Annotated in this window: 2 protein-coding genes; both read right to left on the minus strand. The window is 74.3% G+C overall.

Features of this window, described 5'->3' with window-relative positions:
* Nucleotides 1–5,915: SDR family NAD(P)-dependent oxidoreductase (locus tag ACWDR0_RS05435; RefSeq protein WP_456350304.1), on the minus strand; the 5,915-nt coding region annotated here is incomplete at its 3' end.
* A gap of 40 nt (nucleotides 5,916–5,955) precedes the next feature.
* Nucleotides 5,956–16,383: an SDR family NAD(P)-dependent oxidoreductase gene (locus ACWDR0_RS05440; protein WP_456350305.1), complete on the minus strand. Its 10,428-nt coding sequence runs from the start codon at nucleotides 16,381–16,383 to the stop codon at nucleotides 5,956–5,958.
* Nucleotides 16,384–16,787 lie beyond the last annotated feature (404 nt).

Below are 16,787 nucleotides of genomic sequence, written 5' to 3' on the forward strand. Positions count from 1 at the left end.
CGCTGACGCGAGAACCCGATAAAGGTCCCCGGCGTCGCCATCACCGTCACACCACCGGCCAGCGCCAGACTGCACTCCCCCTGACGCAACGCCTGCACCGCCAGATGGAGGGCGACGAGCGACGAGGAGCAGGCGGTGTCGACGGTGACCGCGGGGCCCTCCAGACCGAAGGTGTACGACACCCGGCCCGACGCGATACTCCCCGTACCGCCGGAGTTCATGGAGCCTTCGGCGCTGTCGGCCGAGCTTTCCAGCAGGGCCGCGTAGTCGTGGTACATCACACCGGCGAAGACTCCGGTACGGCTGCCGCGCAGCGACGCCGGGTCGATACCGGCCCGCTCGAACACCTCCCACGACGTCTCCAGCAACAGCCGCTGCTGCGGGTCCATGCCGATGGCCTCACGCGGCGAGATCCCGAAGAAGCCCGCGTCGAACGCGCCAGCGTCGTAGAGGAAGCCGCCGTCCTTCGTGTACGAGGTCCCCGGGTGGTCCGGGTTCGGGTGGTACAGGCCCTCCACGTCCCAGCCGCGGTCGATCGGGAAGCCGCCGATGCCGTCGCCGCCGGAGGCGACGAGCCGCCACAGTTCCTCCGGGGAGGACACCCCGCCGGGGAAGCGGCAGGCCATACCGACGATCGCGATCGGCTCGTCTGACGACCGGTCGGCGACGGGTGCGCTGGGCAGTGCGGGGGTGTCGCCCGCGAATTCCTCGCGCAGATGGCGGGCGAGGTCGTTGGGCGTCGGATAGTCGAAGATCAGGGTGGCGGGCAGCCGGAGGCCGGTGGCCGCGTTGAGCCGGTTCCGCAGCTCGACGGCGGTCAGCGAGTCGAAGCCCAGATCACCGAAGGCACGGCCGGGTTCGACCTCGTCGGCGGAGGCGTAGGCCAGCACTCCGGCGACCTGCGCGCGGATGACGCCGAGGAGTTCCTTGAGCTGCTCCGCGGGGGCGAGGCCGGCGAGGCCGGATACTCCCGCGACACCCGTGACATCGGTGACGACACGGCGGACCCGGGTCCGGACCATGCCCCGGAACAGCGGTGACAGCGCGGCGCCTGCCGCGGCCCGGGCCCGCAGGGCCGGCAGGTCGAGCACCATGGGGACGAGGACGCCGTCGGAGCCGTCGCCGGGCGCGGTACCGGACAGGGCGGTGCCTGAGATCGCGGTGTCGAGGAGAGCGGTGTCGAAGAGTGCGAGACCCTGCTCCGCGGTGAGCGCGCCGACGCCGGAGCGGGTGATGCGGTCGATGTCGTCCTGGGCGAGGGTGCCGGACATCCCGCCGGTCTGCTCCCACAGGCCCCAGGCCAGGGAGTGGGCGGGCAGCCCCTCGGTCCGGCGCAGCCGGGCCAGCGAGTCCAGGAAGGCATTGGCGGCGGTGTAGCTCGCCTGGCCCGCGTTGCCGAAGACGCTCGCGGCGGAGGAGAAGAGTACGAATGCCGTCAGGTCGTGGTCGCGGGTGAGTTCATGGAGGTGCCAGGCGGCGTCGACCTTGGGCCGCAGGACCGCACCCACCCGCTCCGGCGTCAGCGACGACACCACACCGTCGTCCAGCACACCCGCCGTATGCACCACCGCACCCAGACGCTCACCGTCCAGCAGAGCGGCCAGCGCCTCACGGTCAGCCACATCACAAGCCGCCACACGCACCCGGGCACCCAGCCCGGACAGCTCCGCCTCCAACCCCTCCGCCACCGTCCCACGACGGCTCACCAACAACAGCTCCCGCACCCCGTACGCCACCACCAGATGACGCGCCACCAAACCACCCAGACCACCCGAAGCACCCGTAACCAGAACGGTCCCGCCGAAGGGGGCGGGCGTCGTGGCGGGTTCGGCGGTCGTGGCGCGGGCCAGCCGCGGCACGTACACCTTGCCGTCGCGGACGGCGACATGCGGTTCGCCGGAAGCGAGCACCCCGGCGAGCAGTCCGGCCGGGGCCTCGCCCTCGACGACGGTGAACCGGCCGGGCTCCTCGGCCTGGGCGGCGCGTACGAGACCGGACACGGCGGCGCCGACCGGGTCGCCGGGCTCGACGAGGAACACCAGGCGGGCCGGGTCCTGGTCCGCCGACCGGAGGAGGGAGAGGGCGCGGGTGACGGCCCGGTGGGTGTCCTCGACGGTCGTGTCGCCGGAGCGGGCGGGCCGTACGGGGACGAGGACGGTGTCCGGACCGGTGTCCGGGCCCGCCCCTCCGTACGGCGGCCGGGTGTCGTCGTCGCCGAGGGTGGTCCAGGCGCCGGGCTCCGCCGGGGTGACCGGGACCGGGACCCATTCGAGGGCGTAGACGGCTCCGGAGGGTCCGTGGGCGGTGGCGGCGGGATCCCCGGTGAGGGGGCGCAGGACGAGGGAGTCCACCTCGGCCAGGGGGGCGCCGGACGGGTCGGCGAGGGTGACGCGGACCGCGTCGGTCCCGGCGGGCGCGATCCGGACGCGGGCCGCGGTGGCGCCGGTCGCCGCCAGGGTCACCCCGGACCAGGAGAACGGCAGATGTGCCCCGGCGCCGAGGAAGGTGCCGAGTCCGATGCCGTGGAGGGCGGAGTCCAGCAGGGCCGGGTGGAGTCCGAAGCCGGCGGGGGCGGCGTCGAGGGCGATCTCGGTGAACACCTCGTCACCGCGCCGCCAGGCGGCCCGGAGTCCGCGGAAGGCGGGCCCGTAGGTGAAGCCCGCTTCGGCGAGACCGGGGTAGTAGTCGTCGATATCGACGGCTTCGGCCCCGGCGGGCGGCCATTCGGTGAGGCCCTCGCCCGTGGCGGTGGCGGCGGTGCCGAGGGTGCCGGTGGCGTGCCGTACCCAGGTGTCCTCGGTGTTCTCCGGCCGGGAGTACAGGTTCAGGGACCGTCGTCCGGTGGAGTCGGCGGCACCGACGGCGATCTGGACGACGACGGCGCCCGCCTCGGGGAGGACGAGCGGGGCCTCCAGGGTGAGTTCCTCGACGGCGTCGCAGCCGACCTGGTCGCCCGCGCGGATCGCCAGCTCGACCATCGCGGCGCCGGGCAGCAGGACGGTGCCCGCGACGGTGTGGTCGGCGAGCCACGGGTGGGTGCGCAGCGAAAGGCGGCCGGTGAGCAGGGAGCCTTCGGCGTCGGCGAGGCCGACGGTGGCACCGAGGAGGGGGTGGTCGGCGGCGGTCAGTCCCGCGGCGCCGACGTCGCCCACCCAGGTCGCGGGCGGCTCCAGCCAGAACCGGGTGCGCTGGAAGGCATAGGTGGGCAGGTCGATCCGGCGGGCGCCGGACGCGGCGTAGAACGCCTGCCAGTCGACGCCCGCGCCCTGGGCGTGGATCCGGGCGAGCGCGGCGACGACGGACCGGTCGTCGCGCAGGGCCGCGGTGAAGCGGCCTTCGGCGACGCACTCCTGGCCGAGGGCGGAGAGGACACCGCCGGGGCCGAGTTCCAGATAGTTGGTGACCCCCCGGTCCTCCAGCCAGCGCATGCCGTCGTGGAAGCGGACGGCGGCGCGGACATGGCGCACCCAGTAGTCGGCGTCGGCGGCGACGGGTTCGCCGGTGACGTTGGAGACGACGGGCACGCGCGGTGCCTCGTACGCCAGCCCCTCGGCGACGGTCCGGAACTCGGCCAGCATCGGGTCCATGAGGTGCGAGTGGAAGGCATGGCTCACCCGCAGGCGCTTGTTCTTCCACCGCGCGGCGAGTGCGAGAACGGCGTCCTCGTCGCCGGACAGGACCACCGAGCGGGGCCCGTTGACCGCCGCGATGTCGACGCCTTCGTGCTCGGCCAGGAGCGGGCGTACGTCGTCTTCCGAGGCTTCCACGGCGACCATCGCGCCGCCCTCGGGCAGGGCGCCCATCAGCCTGCCGCGAGCCGCGACCAGGGTGCAGGCGTCGTCGAGCGAGAGCACCCCGGCGACATGCGCGGCCGCGATCTCGCCGACCGAGTGGCCGGTGACGAACTGCGGCCGGACACCCCAGGACTCCATCAGCCGGAAGAGGGCCACCTCGACCGCGAACAGTGCGGCCTGGGCGTACTCGGTCCGGTTCAGCAGTTCGGCGTCGTCGCCGAAGACGGTTTCCTTGAGCGGGAGTTCGATGCGTGCGCAGACGGCGTCGAACGCCTCCGCGTACCCGGGGTACGTGTCGTACAGCTCCCGGCCCATACCGGGCCGCTGGCTGCCCTGCCCGGTGAACAGGAACGCGAGCTTGCCGCCCGCGACGGCCGCCGTGGTCCCGGCGGACTCCAGTCCGGCGGTGAGATCGGCCAGGGTGGTGCCGGAGAGGGCGGCCCGGTGCTCCAGGGCGGCCCGGCCGGTGGCAAGGGAGTAGGCCACGTCCAGCGGGTCGAGGTCCGGGCGGGCGGCGACGAACTCCGCGAGCCGCTCGGCCTGGGCCTTCAGCGCGGCGGAGCTGCGGCCCGACAGGGGCCAGACGAACTCGGCCGGGCGGACGGTCTCCACCGGCTCCGCGCCGGATTCCGGGGCGCCGCCGTCCGCGGCCGTGCGCGCTGTCGTCCCGGCCTCGGAGGCCGTCTCCGCCGCGCCGTCGGCGGCCTCGCCGGACCGGACGGTGATCGGCGCCGCGCCGCCCTCACCGGCGGCGGGCTCGGGGGCCTGCTCCAGGATCGTATGCACATTGGTGCCGCTGATGCCGAACGACGAGACCGCCGAAAGCCGGGGGCGGCCGGTCTGCGGCCACGGCCGCTCCTCGGTGAGCAGCCGTACGGCGCCCGCCGCCCAGTCGACATGCGGCGTCGGCTCGTCGACGTGCAGGGTCCGCGGCATCACACCGTGCCGCATCGCCATCACCATCTTGATGACACCGCCGACGCCCGCCGCGGCCTGGGTGTGGCCGACGTTGGACTTGAACGACCCCAGCCAGAGCGGCCGGTCCTGGTCGCGCTCCTGCCCGTAGGTCGCAAGCAGGGCCTGCGCCTCGATGGGGTCGCCGAGGGTGGTGCCCGTACCGTGCGCCTCGACCAGGTCGATCTGACCCGCGGTGAGCCGCGCGGACTCCAGGGCCTGCCGGATCACCCGCTGCTGGGAGGGCCCGTTCGGCGCCGTCAGACCGTTCGACGCGCCGTCCTGGTTGACCGCGGAGCCGCGGACCAGGCCGAGGACCCGGTGCCCGTTGCGCCGGGCGTCGGACAGCTTCTCGACGAGGAGCATGCCGACGCCCTCGCCCCAGCCCACCCCGTCGGCGGCGGCCGCGAAGGACTTGCAGCGGCCGTTGCGGGCCAGCCCGCGCTGGCGCCCGAAGTCGACGAACGGTCCGGGCGTGGCCATCACGGTGACACCGCCCGCCAGGGCGAGGGTGCACTCCCCCGAGCGCAGCGCCTGGGCCGCGAGGTGCAGGGCGACCAGCGACGACGAGCAGGCCGTGTCGATGGTGACGGCCGGGCCCTCCAGGCCCATGGTGTAGGCGACGCGGCCGGAGGCGACGCTGTAGGCGTTGCCGTTGCCGAGGTGCTGCTCGACGCCCTCGGGGACATCGACGAGCCGGGCCAGGTAGTCGTGGTACATGACTCCGGCGAAGACTCCGGTACGGCTGCCGCGCACCGACCCCGGGTCGATACCGGCCCGCTCGAACGCCTCCCAGGACGCTTCCAGCAGCAGCCGCTGCTGGGGGTCCATGGCAAGGGCCTCGCGGGGCGAGATCCCGAAGAACGCGGGGTCGAACTCGGCCGCGTCGTAGAGGAACCCGCCTTCGCAGGTGTAGTCGTCGGCGCGCAGCGACGGGGTGTCCCAGCCGCGGTCGGCGGGGAAGCCGCCGACGCCGTCGCCGCCCCGCGACACCAGCTCCCAGAGGTCTTCGGGGGACCGGATGTCGCCGGGGTAGCGGCAGCTCATGCCGACGATCGCGATGGGTTCGGCGTCCCTGGCGTCGACTTCCTGCAGGCGCCTACGGACCTGCCGCAGGTCGGCAGTGACCCGCTTGAGATAGTCGAGCAGTTTGCCCTCGTCCGCCACCAACGCCACTCCTCAGCCGAAGCCCTGGACCCGAATCGGGTCAGGAAAGTCCCAGTTCCTTGTCGATCAGGTCGAACAGCTCGTCCGCGTCGGCGGACTCCACATCGACGTCGGCGCGCTCGTCCGCCCGGGCGGCGGCGTTCCACCGGCCCAGGAAGTCCCGCAGCCGTCCGTCGATCGCGGCACGCGCCTCCGCGTCCAGCGCGGCACCCGCGAGGGATGCCTCCAGCCGGTCCAGCTCGGCCAGCCCCGGCACCACCTTCGGCACCCCGTCGAGCAGGATCTCCGCGCCCAGATGGGCGGCGAGGGCCTGCGGTGTGGGGTAGTCGAAGATCAGCGTCGCGGGGAGCCGGAGGCCCGTACCGGCGTTGAGCTGGTTGCGCAGCTCGACCGCGGTCAGCGAGTCGAAGCCCAGCTCGGTGAAGGGCTGGTGCTCGCCGATGCCGCCGGTTCCGCCGTAGCCGAGTACGGCGGCGGCGTACGCCAGCACCAGGTCCAGCAGCACCTGGCCCCGCTCGGACTCGGGCACTCCGGCGATCCGCTGCTTCAGCGTGTCGACGGCGCCGGGGTCGGCCTCCCGCGCCTTGCGCGCCCGGGGCCTGATCAGCCCCCGGAGCAGCGGCGCGGGCTGCCCCTGGCCGCGCATGGCGGCCAGGTCCATCCGCATCGGCATCAGGACCGTCTCGTCGCCGGTGAGCGCGGTGTCGAAGAGCGCGAGCCCCTCTTCGGCGGTCAGGGCGGCGACTCCGGCCCGGGTCATCCGGGTCAGATCGGCCTCGGCGAGGCCGCCCGCCATCCCGCCGCCCGCCCACAGCCCCCAGGCGAGGGAGTGGGCGGGCAGCCCTTCGGCCCGGCGCCGCTGCGCGAGGGCGTCGAGATAGGCGTTGGCCGCCGCGTAGTTGCCCTGTCCGGCGCCGCCGAAGGTACCGGCGACGGAGGAGAAGAGGACGAACGCGGTCAGGTCGAGTCCGCGGGTCAGTTCGTCGAGGTTGGCCGCGGCGTCGGCCTTGGGGCGCAGGACGGTGTCCAGGCGCTCCGGGGTCAGTGCGGTGAACACGCCGTCGTCGAGGACGCCCGCGATATGGACGACCGCGGTCGGCGGCAGTTCCGTCAGCAGGGCGGCCGTGCTGTCCCGGTCGGCGATATCGCAGGCCCGTACGGTGACGGCGGCACCCAGTCCGGTGAGTTCGGCGGCGAGTTCCGCCATCCCGGGGGCGGCTTCGCCGCGGCGGCTGACGAGGACGAGGTCACGGGCCCCGTGCCGGGCCACCAGATGCCGGGCGAAGAGTCCGCCGAGGGCGCCGGAGGCCCCGGTGACCAGGGTCCGGCCGCCGAAGACGGTGGGCGCGGCGGTCTCGGTGGTACCGGGTGCGGCCGTCGTGGTCACGGCCCCGGTCGCGCCGGGCCCGGTCGCGCCGGGCCCGGTCGTGTCCGTTCCCGCGTCTGTTCCCGCGCCTGCGGTCGCCGTAGTCGCGGTCGCGGTGGTAGCGATCGCCGCGGTCTCGGTCGCGGCGACCCGGGCGAACCGGGGCGCGCAGGCGGCCCCGGCCCGGAGCGCGAGCTGCGGTTCGGTGCCGCCGAGGGCGAGCACCGCGGGCAGGACCGCCGCGAGGTCGGTGGCACCGTCCGTGTCGACGAGTGCGATCCGGCCGGGGTTCTCCGACTGCGCGGTGCGCAGCAGACCCCAGACCGCGGCGCCCGCCAGATCCTCCGGGCCGCCGTCGGTGCCGACGGCCCGCCGGGTGACCACGGTCAGCCGCCGGTCGGCGAACCGGTCCTCGGCCAGCCACTCCTGGACCAGCCGGAGCGCCCGGTGGACGGCCTCCCGGACGGTTCCGCCGCCGGCGGCGACGACGATGCCTTCGGGGGCGCCGGTCAGTGCGGCGAAGCCGTCGGCACCGGCACCGAGCCCGATCCCCGTGCCGCCGTCGTCACCCACCACGGTGTACGGCACCGGGGTGCCGGTGACCGGCACGGGTGCCCACTCCAGGCGGAACAGGGACTCGTGGTAGACGGTGCGGGCGGCCCGCAGCGCCTCCGGCGAAACCGGCCGCAGCACCAGGGAGTCGACGGTGGCGACCGGACGGCCGGTGCCGTCGGCGACGGAGAGCCGGACGGTGTCCGGCCCGGCGGGCGAGAGCCGGACCCGCAGCGTATGGGCGCCGACCGCGTGCAGGGTGACGCCGTTCCAGGAGAACGGGAGCCGGCCTTCGCCGGTCTGTTCGATCAGGGTGCCGAGGCCGACGGCGTGCAGCGCGGCGTCGAGCAGCGCGGGGTGGAGTCCGAAGGCGGCCGCGTCGCCCTGGGCCTGCCGGGGCAGGGCGACTTCGGCGAAGACCTCGTCCCCGCGGCGCCAGGCGGCGCGCAGCCCCTGGAACACCGGCCCGTAGCCGAAACCGGCGTCGGCCAGGCCGGGGTAGAGGCCGGAGACGTCGACGGCCCCGGCACCGGCGGGCGGCCAGCTCTCGCCGCCGGCGGGGTCGGCCGGTCCGGCGGCGGTGAGGAAGCCCGCGGCGTTGCGGGTCCACTCCTCGTCGGCCCAGCCTCCGTCGGCGCGCGAGTAGAGCGCGACGGGACGGCGGCCGTCGACGGCTGCGCCCACGGCGACCTGGAGCGCCACTCCGCCCTGGTCGGGAAGGACCAGCGGGGCTTCGAGGGTGAGTTCCTCGACCCGGTGGCAGCCGAGGTGTTCACCGGCCCGCAGCGCCAGCTCCAGCATGGCCGTGCCGGGCAGCAGGACGGTGTCCGAGACGGCGTGGTCGACGAGCCACGGGTGGGTGCGCAGCGACAGCCGCCCGGTGAAGAGGTGTCCCTCGCCGTCGGCCATCGGGACGGCGGCGCCGAGCAGCGGATGGTCGGCGGGTGCCAGGCCCAGGGAGGTCGCGTCGCCCGCGGGCGCGGACTGCACCTGGGGCCAGTACCGCTGCCGCTGGAAGGGGTAGGTGGGCAGCGGGATCCGGCGGCCGCCGGGGGCGAAGGCCGCCCAGTCGACGGGGGTGCCGTGGACATGGACCCGGGCGAGACCGGTGAGCAGGGAGCGGATCTCCGGCCGTCCGGACCGCAGCAGCGGTACGCCGTCGGCGAGGCCGGACAGGATGCCGTCGGGACCGATCTCCAGGAAGGACGTCACACCCCGGCCGCGCAGCTCCTCCAGCGCGTCGTGGAAGCGGACCGCGTCGCGGACATGCCGTACCCAGTACTCGGCGTCGACCCGCGCGGGCTGACCGGCGATGGGCACACTCGCCCGCTCGTACGAGAGCTTCTCCGCGACGGCCCGGAAGTCGGCCAGCATCGGGTCCATCAGATGCGAGTGGAAGGCATGGCTGACCCGCAGCCGCTTGTTCTTCCAGCCCGCGGCAAGCTTGAGTACGGCTTCCTCGTCGCCGGACAGGACCAGCGAGCGCGGGCCGTTGACCGCCGCGATGTCGACGCCATCGGTCAGCAGCGGGCGTACGTCCTCTTCCGAGGCCTCGACGGCGACCATCGCGCCGCCCTCGGGCAGCGCGCCCATCAGGCGGCCGCGGGCGGCCACCAGCGTGCACGCGTCGTCCAGGGACAGCACCCCGGCAACGTGCGCGGCCGCGATCTCACCCACCGAATGACCCGCCAGGAAGTCCGGCCGCACACCCCACAACTCCACCAGCCGGAACAGCGCCACCTCGACCGCGAACAACGCAGCCTGCGTGAACTCCGTCCGGTTCAGCCTCTCGGCATCATCACCGAACACCACATCCCTCAACGGCAGTTCAAAACGCTGGCACACCGCGTCAAAGGCCTCGGCGTACACCGGGAACGCCTCGTACAGCTCCCGGCCCATACCGAGCCGCTGACTCCCCTGACCACTGAACAGGAACGCCAGGCCGCCGGGACGGGTCTCGCCGGTGACGGTGCCGGGGGCGCCGTCGGCGACGGCCCGCAGGCCGTCGAGCAGCTCGGCGCGGTCCGCGCCCGGCACCACGGCCCGGTGCGGCATGGCCGCCCTGGTGGTGGCGAGGGAATGGGCAACATCGGCGGGGTGCCGGTCGGCGGCGTACTCGGCCAGCAGGGCGGCCTGTTCGCGCAGCGCGGCCTCGGTACGGGCCGACAGGACCCACGGCAGTACGGCGTCCCCGGCGGGCCCCGCCGTGATCACCGGCTCGGACTCGGGCTCGGGCTCGGGTACGTACTCGATGATGGTGTGGGCGTTGGTGCCGCTGACCCCGAAGGAGGAGACTCCGGCGCGGCGCGGCCGGTCGGCGGGCCATTCGCGGGCCTCGGTGAGGAGTTCGACGGCGCCCGCGTCCCAGTCGACGTGCGACGACGGCGCGTCGATGTGCAGGCTGCGGGGCAGCACGCCGTGCCGCATCGCGAGGACCATCTTGATGACGCCCGCGATACCGGCGGCGGCCTGGGTGTGCCCGATATTGGACTTCACCGAGCCCAGCAGCAGCGGCCGGTCCGCCGGACGGCCCTGGCCGTACGTGGCGAGCAGCGCCTGGGCCTCGACGGGGTCGCCGAGGGTGGTGCCGGTGCCGTGCGCCTCGACGGCGTCGACATCGGCCGGGTCGAGTCCGGCGTTGGCCAGGGCCTGGCGGATGACGCGCTGCTGGGAGGGTCCGTTGGGGGCGGTCAGCCCGTTGGACGCGCCGTCCTGGTTGACCGCCGAGCCGCGGAGCACCGCGAGGACGGGGTGCCCGTTGCGGCGGGCGTCGGAGAGCCGCTCCAGCAGGACGACACCGGCGCCCTCGCCCCAGCCGGTGCCGTCGGCGCCGTCCGCGAACGCCTTGACCCGGCCGTCGGGGGCGAGCCCGCGCTGATGGCTGAACTCGACGAAGGCGCCCGGGGTCGCCATCACGGTGACACCGCCCGCCAGGGCGAGGGTGCACTCGCCCTGGCGCAGGGCGTGCGCCGCCCAGTGGAGGGCGACCAGCGACGACGAGCAGGCCGTGTCGACGGTGACCGCCGGGCCCTCCAGGCCGAAGGTGTAGGAGATCCGGCCCGAGAGCACGGCGGCGGCGTTGCCGGTGCCCATATAGCCCTCGATGCCTTCGGTGGCGGAGGCCCACAGCAGGGGGGCGTAGTGCTGGCCGTTGGTGCCCGCGAAAACGCCGGTACGGCTGCCGCGCAGGGTGTCGGGGTCGATACCGGCCCGCTCGAACGCCTCCCACGCGGTCTCCAGCAGCAGCCGCTGCTGCGGGTCGGTGGCCAGGGCCTCGCGCGGCGAGATCCCGAAGAACGCGGGGTCGAAGCGGTCGGCGTCGCGGAGGAAGCCGCCGGCGCCGGTGTAGCTGCCGCCGCGTTCGGAGTCGGGGTCGTAGAGGGAGCCGAGGTCCCAGCCCCGGTCGTCGGGGAAGCCGCTGACGGCGTCGGTGCCTTCGGAGAGCAGCCGCCAGAACTCCTCGGGGGTGCTGACCCCGCCGGGGAAGCGGCAGCTCATGGCGACGATGGCGATGGGGTCGTCGTCGACGGGCGCGACGGCGGGCGCGGCCGGGCCGCCCGTGGTCTCGTCGTCGCCGGTGAGCCCGGCGCGCAGTTGCGCGGCGAGCAGCAGCGGCGTCGGATAGTCGTAGACCAGGGTCGCGGGGAGTTTGAGCCCGGTGGCGGCGCGGAGCTGGTTGCGGAGTTCGACCGCGGTCAGCGAGTCGAAGCCGAGGTCGCGGAAGGACCGGCCGGGGTCGACCGCCTCGGGTCCGGAGTAGGCGAGGACTCCGGCGACCCGGGTGCGGACGAGGTCCATCAGGACCCGGTCGGCCTCGGCGGGCGGCAGCCCGTCGAGGGAGAGTCCGGTGCCGCGGTCGGCGACGACCCGGCGGGCCGTACCGCCGACCAGCTTGCGCAGCAGGGGCGCTACGGTGCCCGCGGTCAGACGGCGGGTGTCGAACCTCATCGGCAGCAGGACGGGAGCGCCGGTGGCGAGTGCGGTGTCGAAGAGGGCGAGGCCCTCCTCGGCGGTGAGGGCGCCGACCCCGGCCTGGGCCATCCTGGCCCGGTCGGTGTCGCTGAGCCCGGCGCTCATACCGCCCTGCTCCCACAGTCCCCAGGCCAGGGAGTGGGCGGGCAGCCCCTCGGTCCGGCGCAACCGGGCCAGCGAGTCCAGGAAGGCATTGGCCGCGGCATATCCGGCCTGGCCCGCGCCGCCGAAGACATTGGCGGCCGAGGAGAAGAGTACGAATGCCGTCAGGTCGTGGTCGCGGGTGAGTTCATGGAGGTGCCAGGCGGCGTCGACCTTGGGCCGCAGGACCGCGCCCACCCGCTCCGGCGTCAGCGACGACACCACACCGTCGTCCAGCACACCCGCCGTATGCACCACCGCACCCAGACGCTCACCGTCGAGCAGAGCCGCCAGGGCGTCGCGGTCCGCCACATCACAAGCCGCAACACGCACCCGGGCACCCAGCCCGGACAGCTCCGCCTCCAACCCCTCCGCCACCGTCCCACGACGGCTCACCAACAACAGCTCACGCACCCCGTACGCCACCACCAGATGACGCGCCACCAAACCACCCAGACCACCCGAAGCACCCGTAACCAGAACCGGGCCGGGTCCCTGGAAGGGGGCGGGGCCGGGCTCCGGGGGGCGGACGGCGGTACGGGAGAGCCGGGGCGCGTAGGCCCGGCCGTCGCGGAAGGCGAGCTGCGGTTCGCCGGACGCCAGGGCGGCCGCCGTGCGCTGCGGGCCCGCACCGCCTTCCAGATCGCCTTCCAGGTCGCTTTCCAGGAGGAGGTACCGGCCGGGTTCCTCGGTCTGTGCCGAGCGGACGAGTCCGGCGACGGCGGCACCGGCCGGGTCGCCGGGGGCGATCCGGAAGACGGTCGGGGCGGTGCCGTCGCTCTGGAGGGCCGCGAGGGCGCGGTGGACCTGGGTGTGGACGTACGGGGCGAGGGGTTCACCGGCCGCGGCGGGCTCGACCGTGATCTCCTCGGTGCCGTCCGGAAGTGCGGTGCCGTCGGCGGACAGGGTGACGGGCACCCACTCCACCTCGAACAGCGACTCGTGGTGGCCGGTGCGCAGGGTCGCCGGGTCGATATCGCGGAAGGTCAGCGCTTCAACGGCGGCGACGGGCAGTCCGTCGGAGTCGGCGACCGCGAGGGCGACGGTGTCCTCGTCGAGCGTGGTGATCCGGACCCGTACGGCGGACGCGCCGGTCGCGAAGACGGATGCCCCGGTCCAGGAGAAGCCCGGCCGTGACTCCCCCAGGGCCTGCTGGAGCAGGGCGGGGTGGAGCAGATAGCCCGTGGCCCGCAGCCCTTCGGGCAGGGCCGTCTCCACATAGGTGTGGTCGCCGTCGCGCCAGCGGCCCTCGCCGTCGGCACGGGCGCCGGGCGGCGGCCAGGCGGTGAGTCCGGCCGACGCGGCGCCGGCCGCCTCAACGGCACCGACAGCACCGACAGCACCGACAGCACCGACAGCACCGACAGCCAGGGTGCCGGTCGCGTTCCGCGTCCACTCGTCGGTCCCGGTCTCGGCCCGGGAGTGGATGCTCAGCGGGCGGCGGCCGTCGCCGTCGGCGGCACCGACGGTGACCTGTACGGCGACACCGCCCTCCGCGGGCAGGACCAGCGGTACGGCGACGACGAGTTCGGCGACCTGTGCGCATCCGGTGTGGTCACCGGCGGCGGCCGCGAGTTCGAGGAAGGCGCTGCCGGGCAGCACGGCCGTATCGCCGATGCGGTGTCCGGCCGCCCAGGGCAGGTCTTCGGCGGTCAGCCGGCCGGTGAAGAGCCGGCCGCCCGCGTCGGGCAGTTCCACGGCCGCGCCGAGGAGCGGGTGCCCGGCGCGGCTCTGGCCGACCGCGGCCGGGTCGGCGGACGGGCCGGTGACCGCGTGCAGCCAGTAGCGCTCGTGCTGGAAGGCGTAGGTGGGGAGGTCCACGGTCCGGGCGCCGGTGCCGCCGAACACGGCCCGCCAGTCGGGGGCGAAGCCACGGGTGGCGAGCGCGCCGACCCCGAGGAGCAGGGCTTCGGTCTCACCGCGGTCACGGCGCAGGGTGGCGAATCCGTCGGCGAGGGTGGACAGCACGGCGTCGGGGCCGATTTCCAGGAGCGCGGTGGCGCCCCGGGCCCGCAGCCACTTCAGGGCGTCGTGGAAGCGGACGGCGTCCCGGACGTGCCGTACCCAGTACCCGGCGTCGACCGTCTCGGGGAGTCCGGCGACCGGGATCCGGGCGGGCCCGTACGACAGGGACTCCGCGACGGTACGGAACTCGTCCAGCATCGGGTCCATGAGGTGCGAGTGGAAGGCATGGCTCACCCGCAGCCGCTTGTTCTTCCACCGCGCGGCGAGCGCGAGGACGGCATCCTCGTCGCCGGAGAGAACGACCGAGCGGGGCCCGTTGACCGCCGCGATGTCCACACCTTCGGCGAGGTGCGGGCGTACGTCCTCTTCGGAGGCCTCGACGGCGACCATCGCGCCGCCCTCCGGCAGCGCCCCCATCAACCGGCCGCGGGCGGCCACCAGCGTGCAGGCGTCCTCCAGCGACAGCACCCCGGCGACATGGGCAGCCGCGATCTCACCCACGGAGTGACCCGCCAGGAAGTCCGGCCGCACACCCCACGACTCCACCAGCCGGAACAGCGCCACCTCGACCGCGAACAACGCCGCCTGCGTGAACTCCGTCCGGTTCAGCGCGTCGGCATCATCACCGAACACCACATCCCTCAGCGGTAGTTCAAAACGCTCACACACCGCGTCAAAGGCCTCGGCGAACACCGGGAACGTCTCGTACAGCTCGCGTCCCATGCCGGGCCGCTGGCTGCCCTGTCCGCTGAACAGGAAGGCCGAGCGGCCCGGCTCCACCGCTCCGACGGCGGTGTCCGGCACGGGTGTGCCGGGGGTGCCGTCCGCGAGGGCGGTGAGGGACGCGAGCAGCGCGGTGCGGTCCCGCACGACCGCGACCGCACGGTGCTCCAGCGCCGCCCGGGTGGTCGCCGACGAGAAGCCGAGGTCCGTCAGACCGGCGGGGTCCGCGGCGAGTTCCGGCCGGTCATGGAGATGGGTGAGGAGTTTGGCGGCCTGTGCGCGCAGGGCCTCCTCGGTACGCCCGGTCAAGGCGACCGGCACCACCGGCAGGGGCGCGGCGACGGCCGTCTCCCCGGGCGGGGGCGGGGCCGGGGCCTCTTCGATGATGGTGTGCGCGTTGGTGCCGCTGACGCCGAAGGAGGAGATTCCGGCCCGGCGCGGCCGGTCCGGGTCGGCAGGCCAGGGCAGGGGTTCGGTGAGCAGCTCCACCGCGCCGGCCGACCAGTCGACCTTCGGGGAGGGCGCGTCGACGTGCAGGGTCCGCGGCAGCGTGCCGTGCCGCATCGCCATCACCATCTTGATGACGCCCGCGACTCCGGCGGCGGACTGGGTGTGCGCGATGTTCGACTTGACGGACCCCAGGCGCAGCGGCCGCTCCCGGTTCTGCCCGTACGAGGCGATGATGGCCTGCGCCTCGATGGGGTCGCCGAGTACCGTGCCGGTGCCATGGGCCTCGACGGCGTCCACCTCGGCGGGCGAGAGCCGGGCCTGGGCGAGCGCCTGGTGGATGACGCGCTGCTGGGAGGGGCCGTTGGGGGCGGTCAGTCCGTTGGACGCGCCGTCGGAGTTGACGGCGGAGCCGCGGACGACGGCGAGGACCGGGTGGCCGTTGCGGCGGGCGTCGGAGAGCCGCTCCAGCAGGAGGACGCCGACGCCCTCGCCCCAGCCGGTGCCGTCGGCGGCGGCCGCGAACGGCTTGCAGCGGCCGTTCCCGGCGAGTCCGCGCTGGCGGCTGAAGCCGATGAACGCCCCGGGGGTGACCATGACCGTCACACCGCCGGCCAGGGCCAGATCGCATTCGCCCTGGCGCAGCGCCTGTACGGCGAGGTGCAGGGCGACCAGCGAGGAGGAGCAGGCGGTGTCGACGGTGGCGGTGGGGCCCTCCAGTCCGAGGGCGTAGGCGACGCGTCCGGCGACGACCGCGGCGGCGCTGCCGGTGAGGGCGTAGTCCTCGGTGCCTTCGGGGGCGTCGTGGACGCCGACGCCGTAGCCGGAGAACGCGGCCCCGGCGAACACCCCGGTCTGGCTGCCGCGCAGCGACGCCGGGTCGATCCCGGCGCGTTCGACCGCCTCCCAGGAGGTCTCCAGCAGCAGGCGCTGCTGGGGGTCCATGGCGAGGGCCTCGCGGGGGGAGATGCCGAAGAACCCGGGGTCGAAGGAGCCGACTTCGCTCAGGAAGCCGCCCTCGCCGGTGGCGCTGCCGCTGTCGCGGTCGGCGTCGGGGCCGTAGAGGGCCCGGAGGTCCCAGCCCCGGTCCGCGGGAAAGGGGGAGACGGCGTCGCCGCCGGCGGCGACGAGCCGCCACAGCTCCTCGGGGGTCGCGATACCGCCGGGGAACCGGCAGCTCATTCCGGTGATGGCGATGGGCTCGGTGACCCGGCCCTCCACCTCGGCCAGCTTCTGCCGGGTCTGCTGGAGGTCCGTGGTGACCCACTTCAGATAGTCCCGGAGCTTCGCTTCGTCGGCCACGCCGATGCCACCTCTCCCACACGATGAGCCGCGCGCCGTCGGCAGCTTCCACCCGGTTCGGACGTCATGTGTGCGGGGCCGTCACCAGCGGAAAAGGCCGTCCCACCCGCAATTACGGCGTCAGTCTCAGCCAGCGCGAGGAGCCCGGACAACCCCTAGCCACCCCAGCGGGAGAGCCCCGGTTCAGGGGCACACCCGGCCCTGAAGCCCTGGTGGGAGCCCTGATCCGGGGGTGCGGGCGAACGTCCGCCGGAGAGCCGCCGGATGGTAGCCGCCGGGGCTCCGGCGGGAAACCCCTAGCCGGAACTGCCCGGGTCCCCGGGGCCCGTGGCGCCGTGCCGCTCGGGGGCCTAGGGGGTTCCGTGGGCCGAGCGGGCCTGCGTAGCTTCGCATCAGGCCGCGTC

Source organism: Streptomyces sp. NPDC003691 (assembly GCF_053981115.1).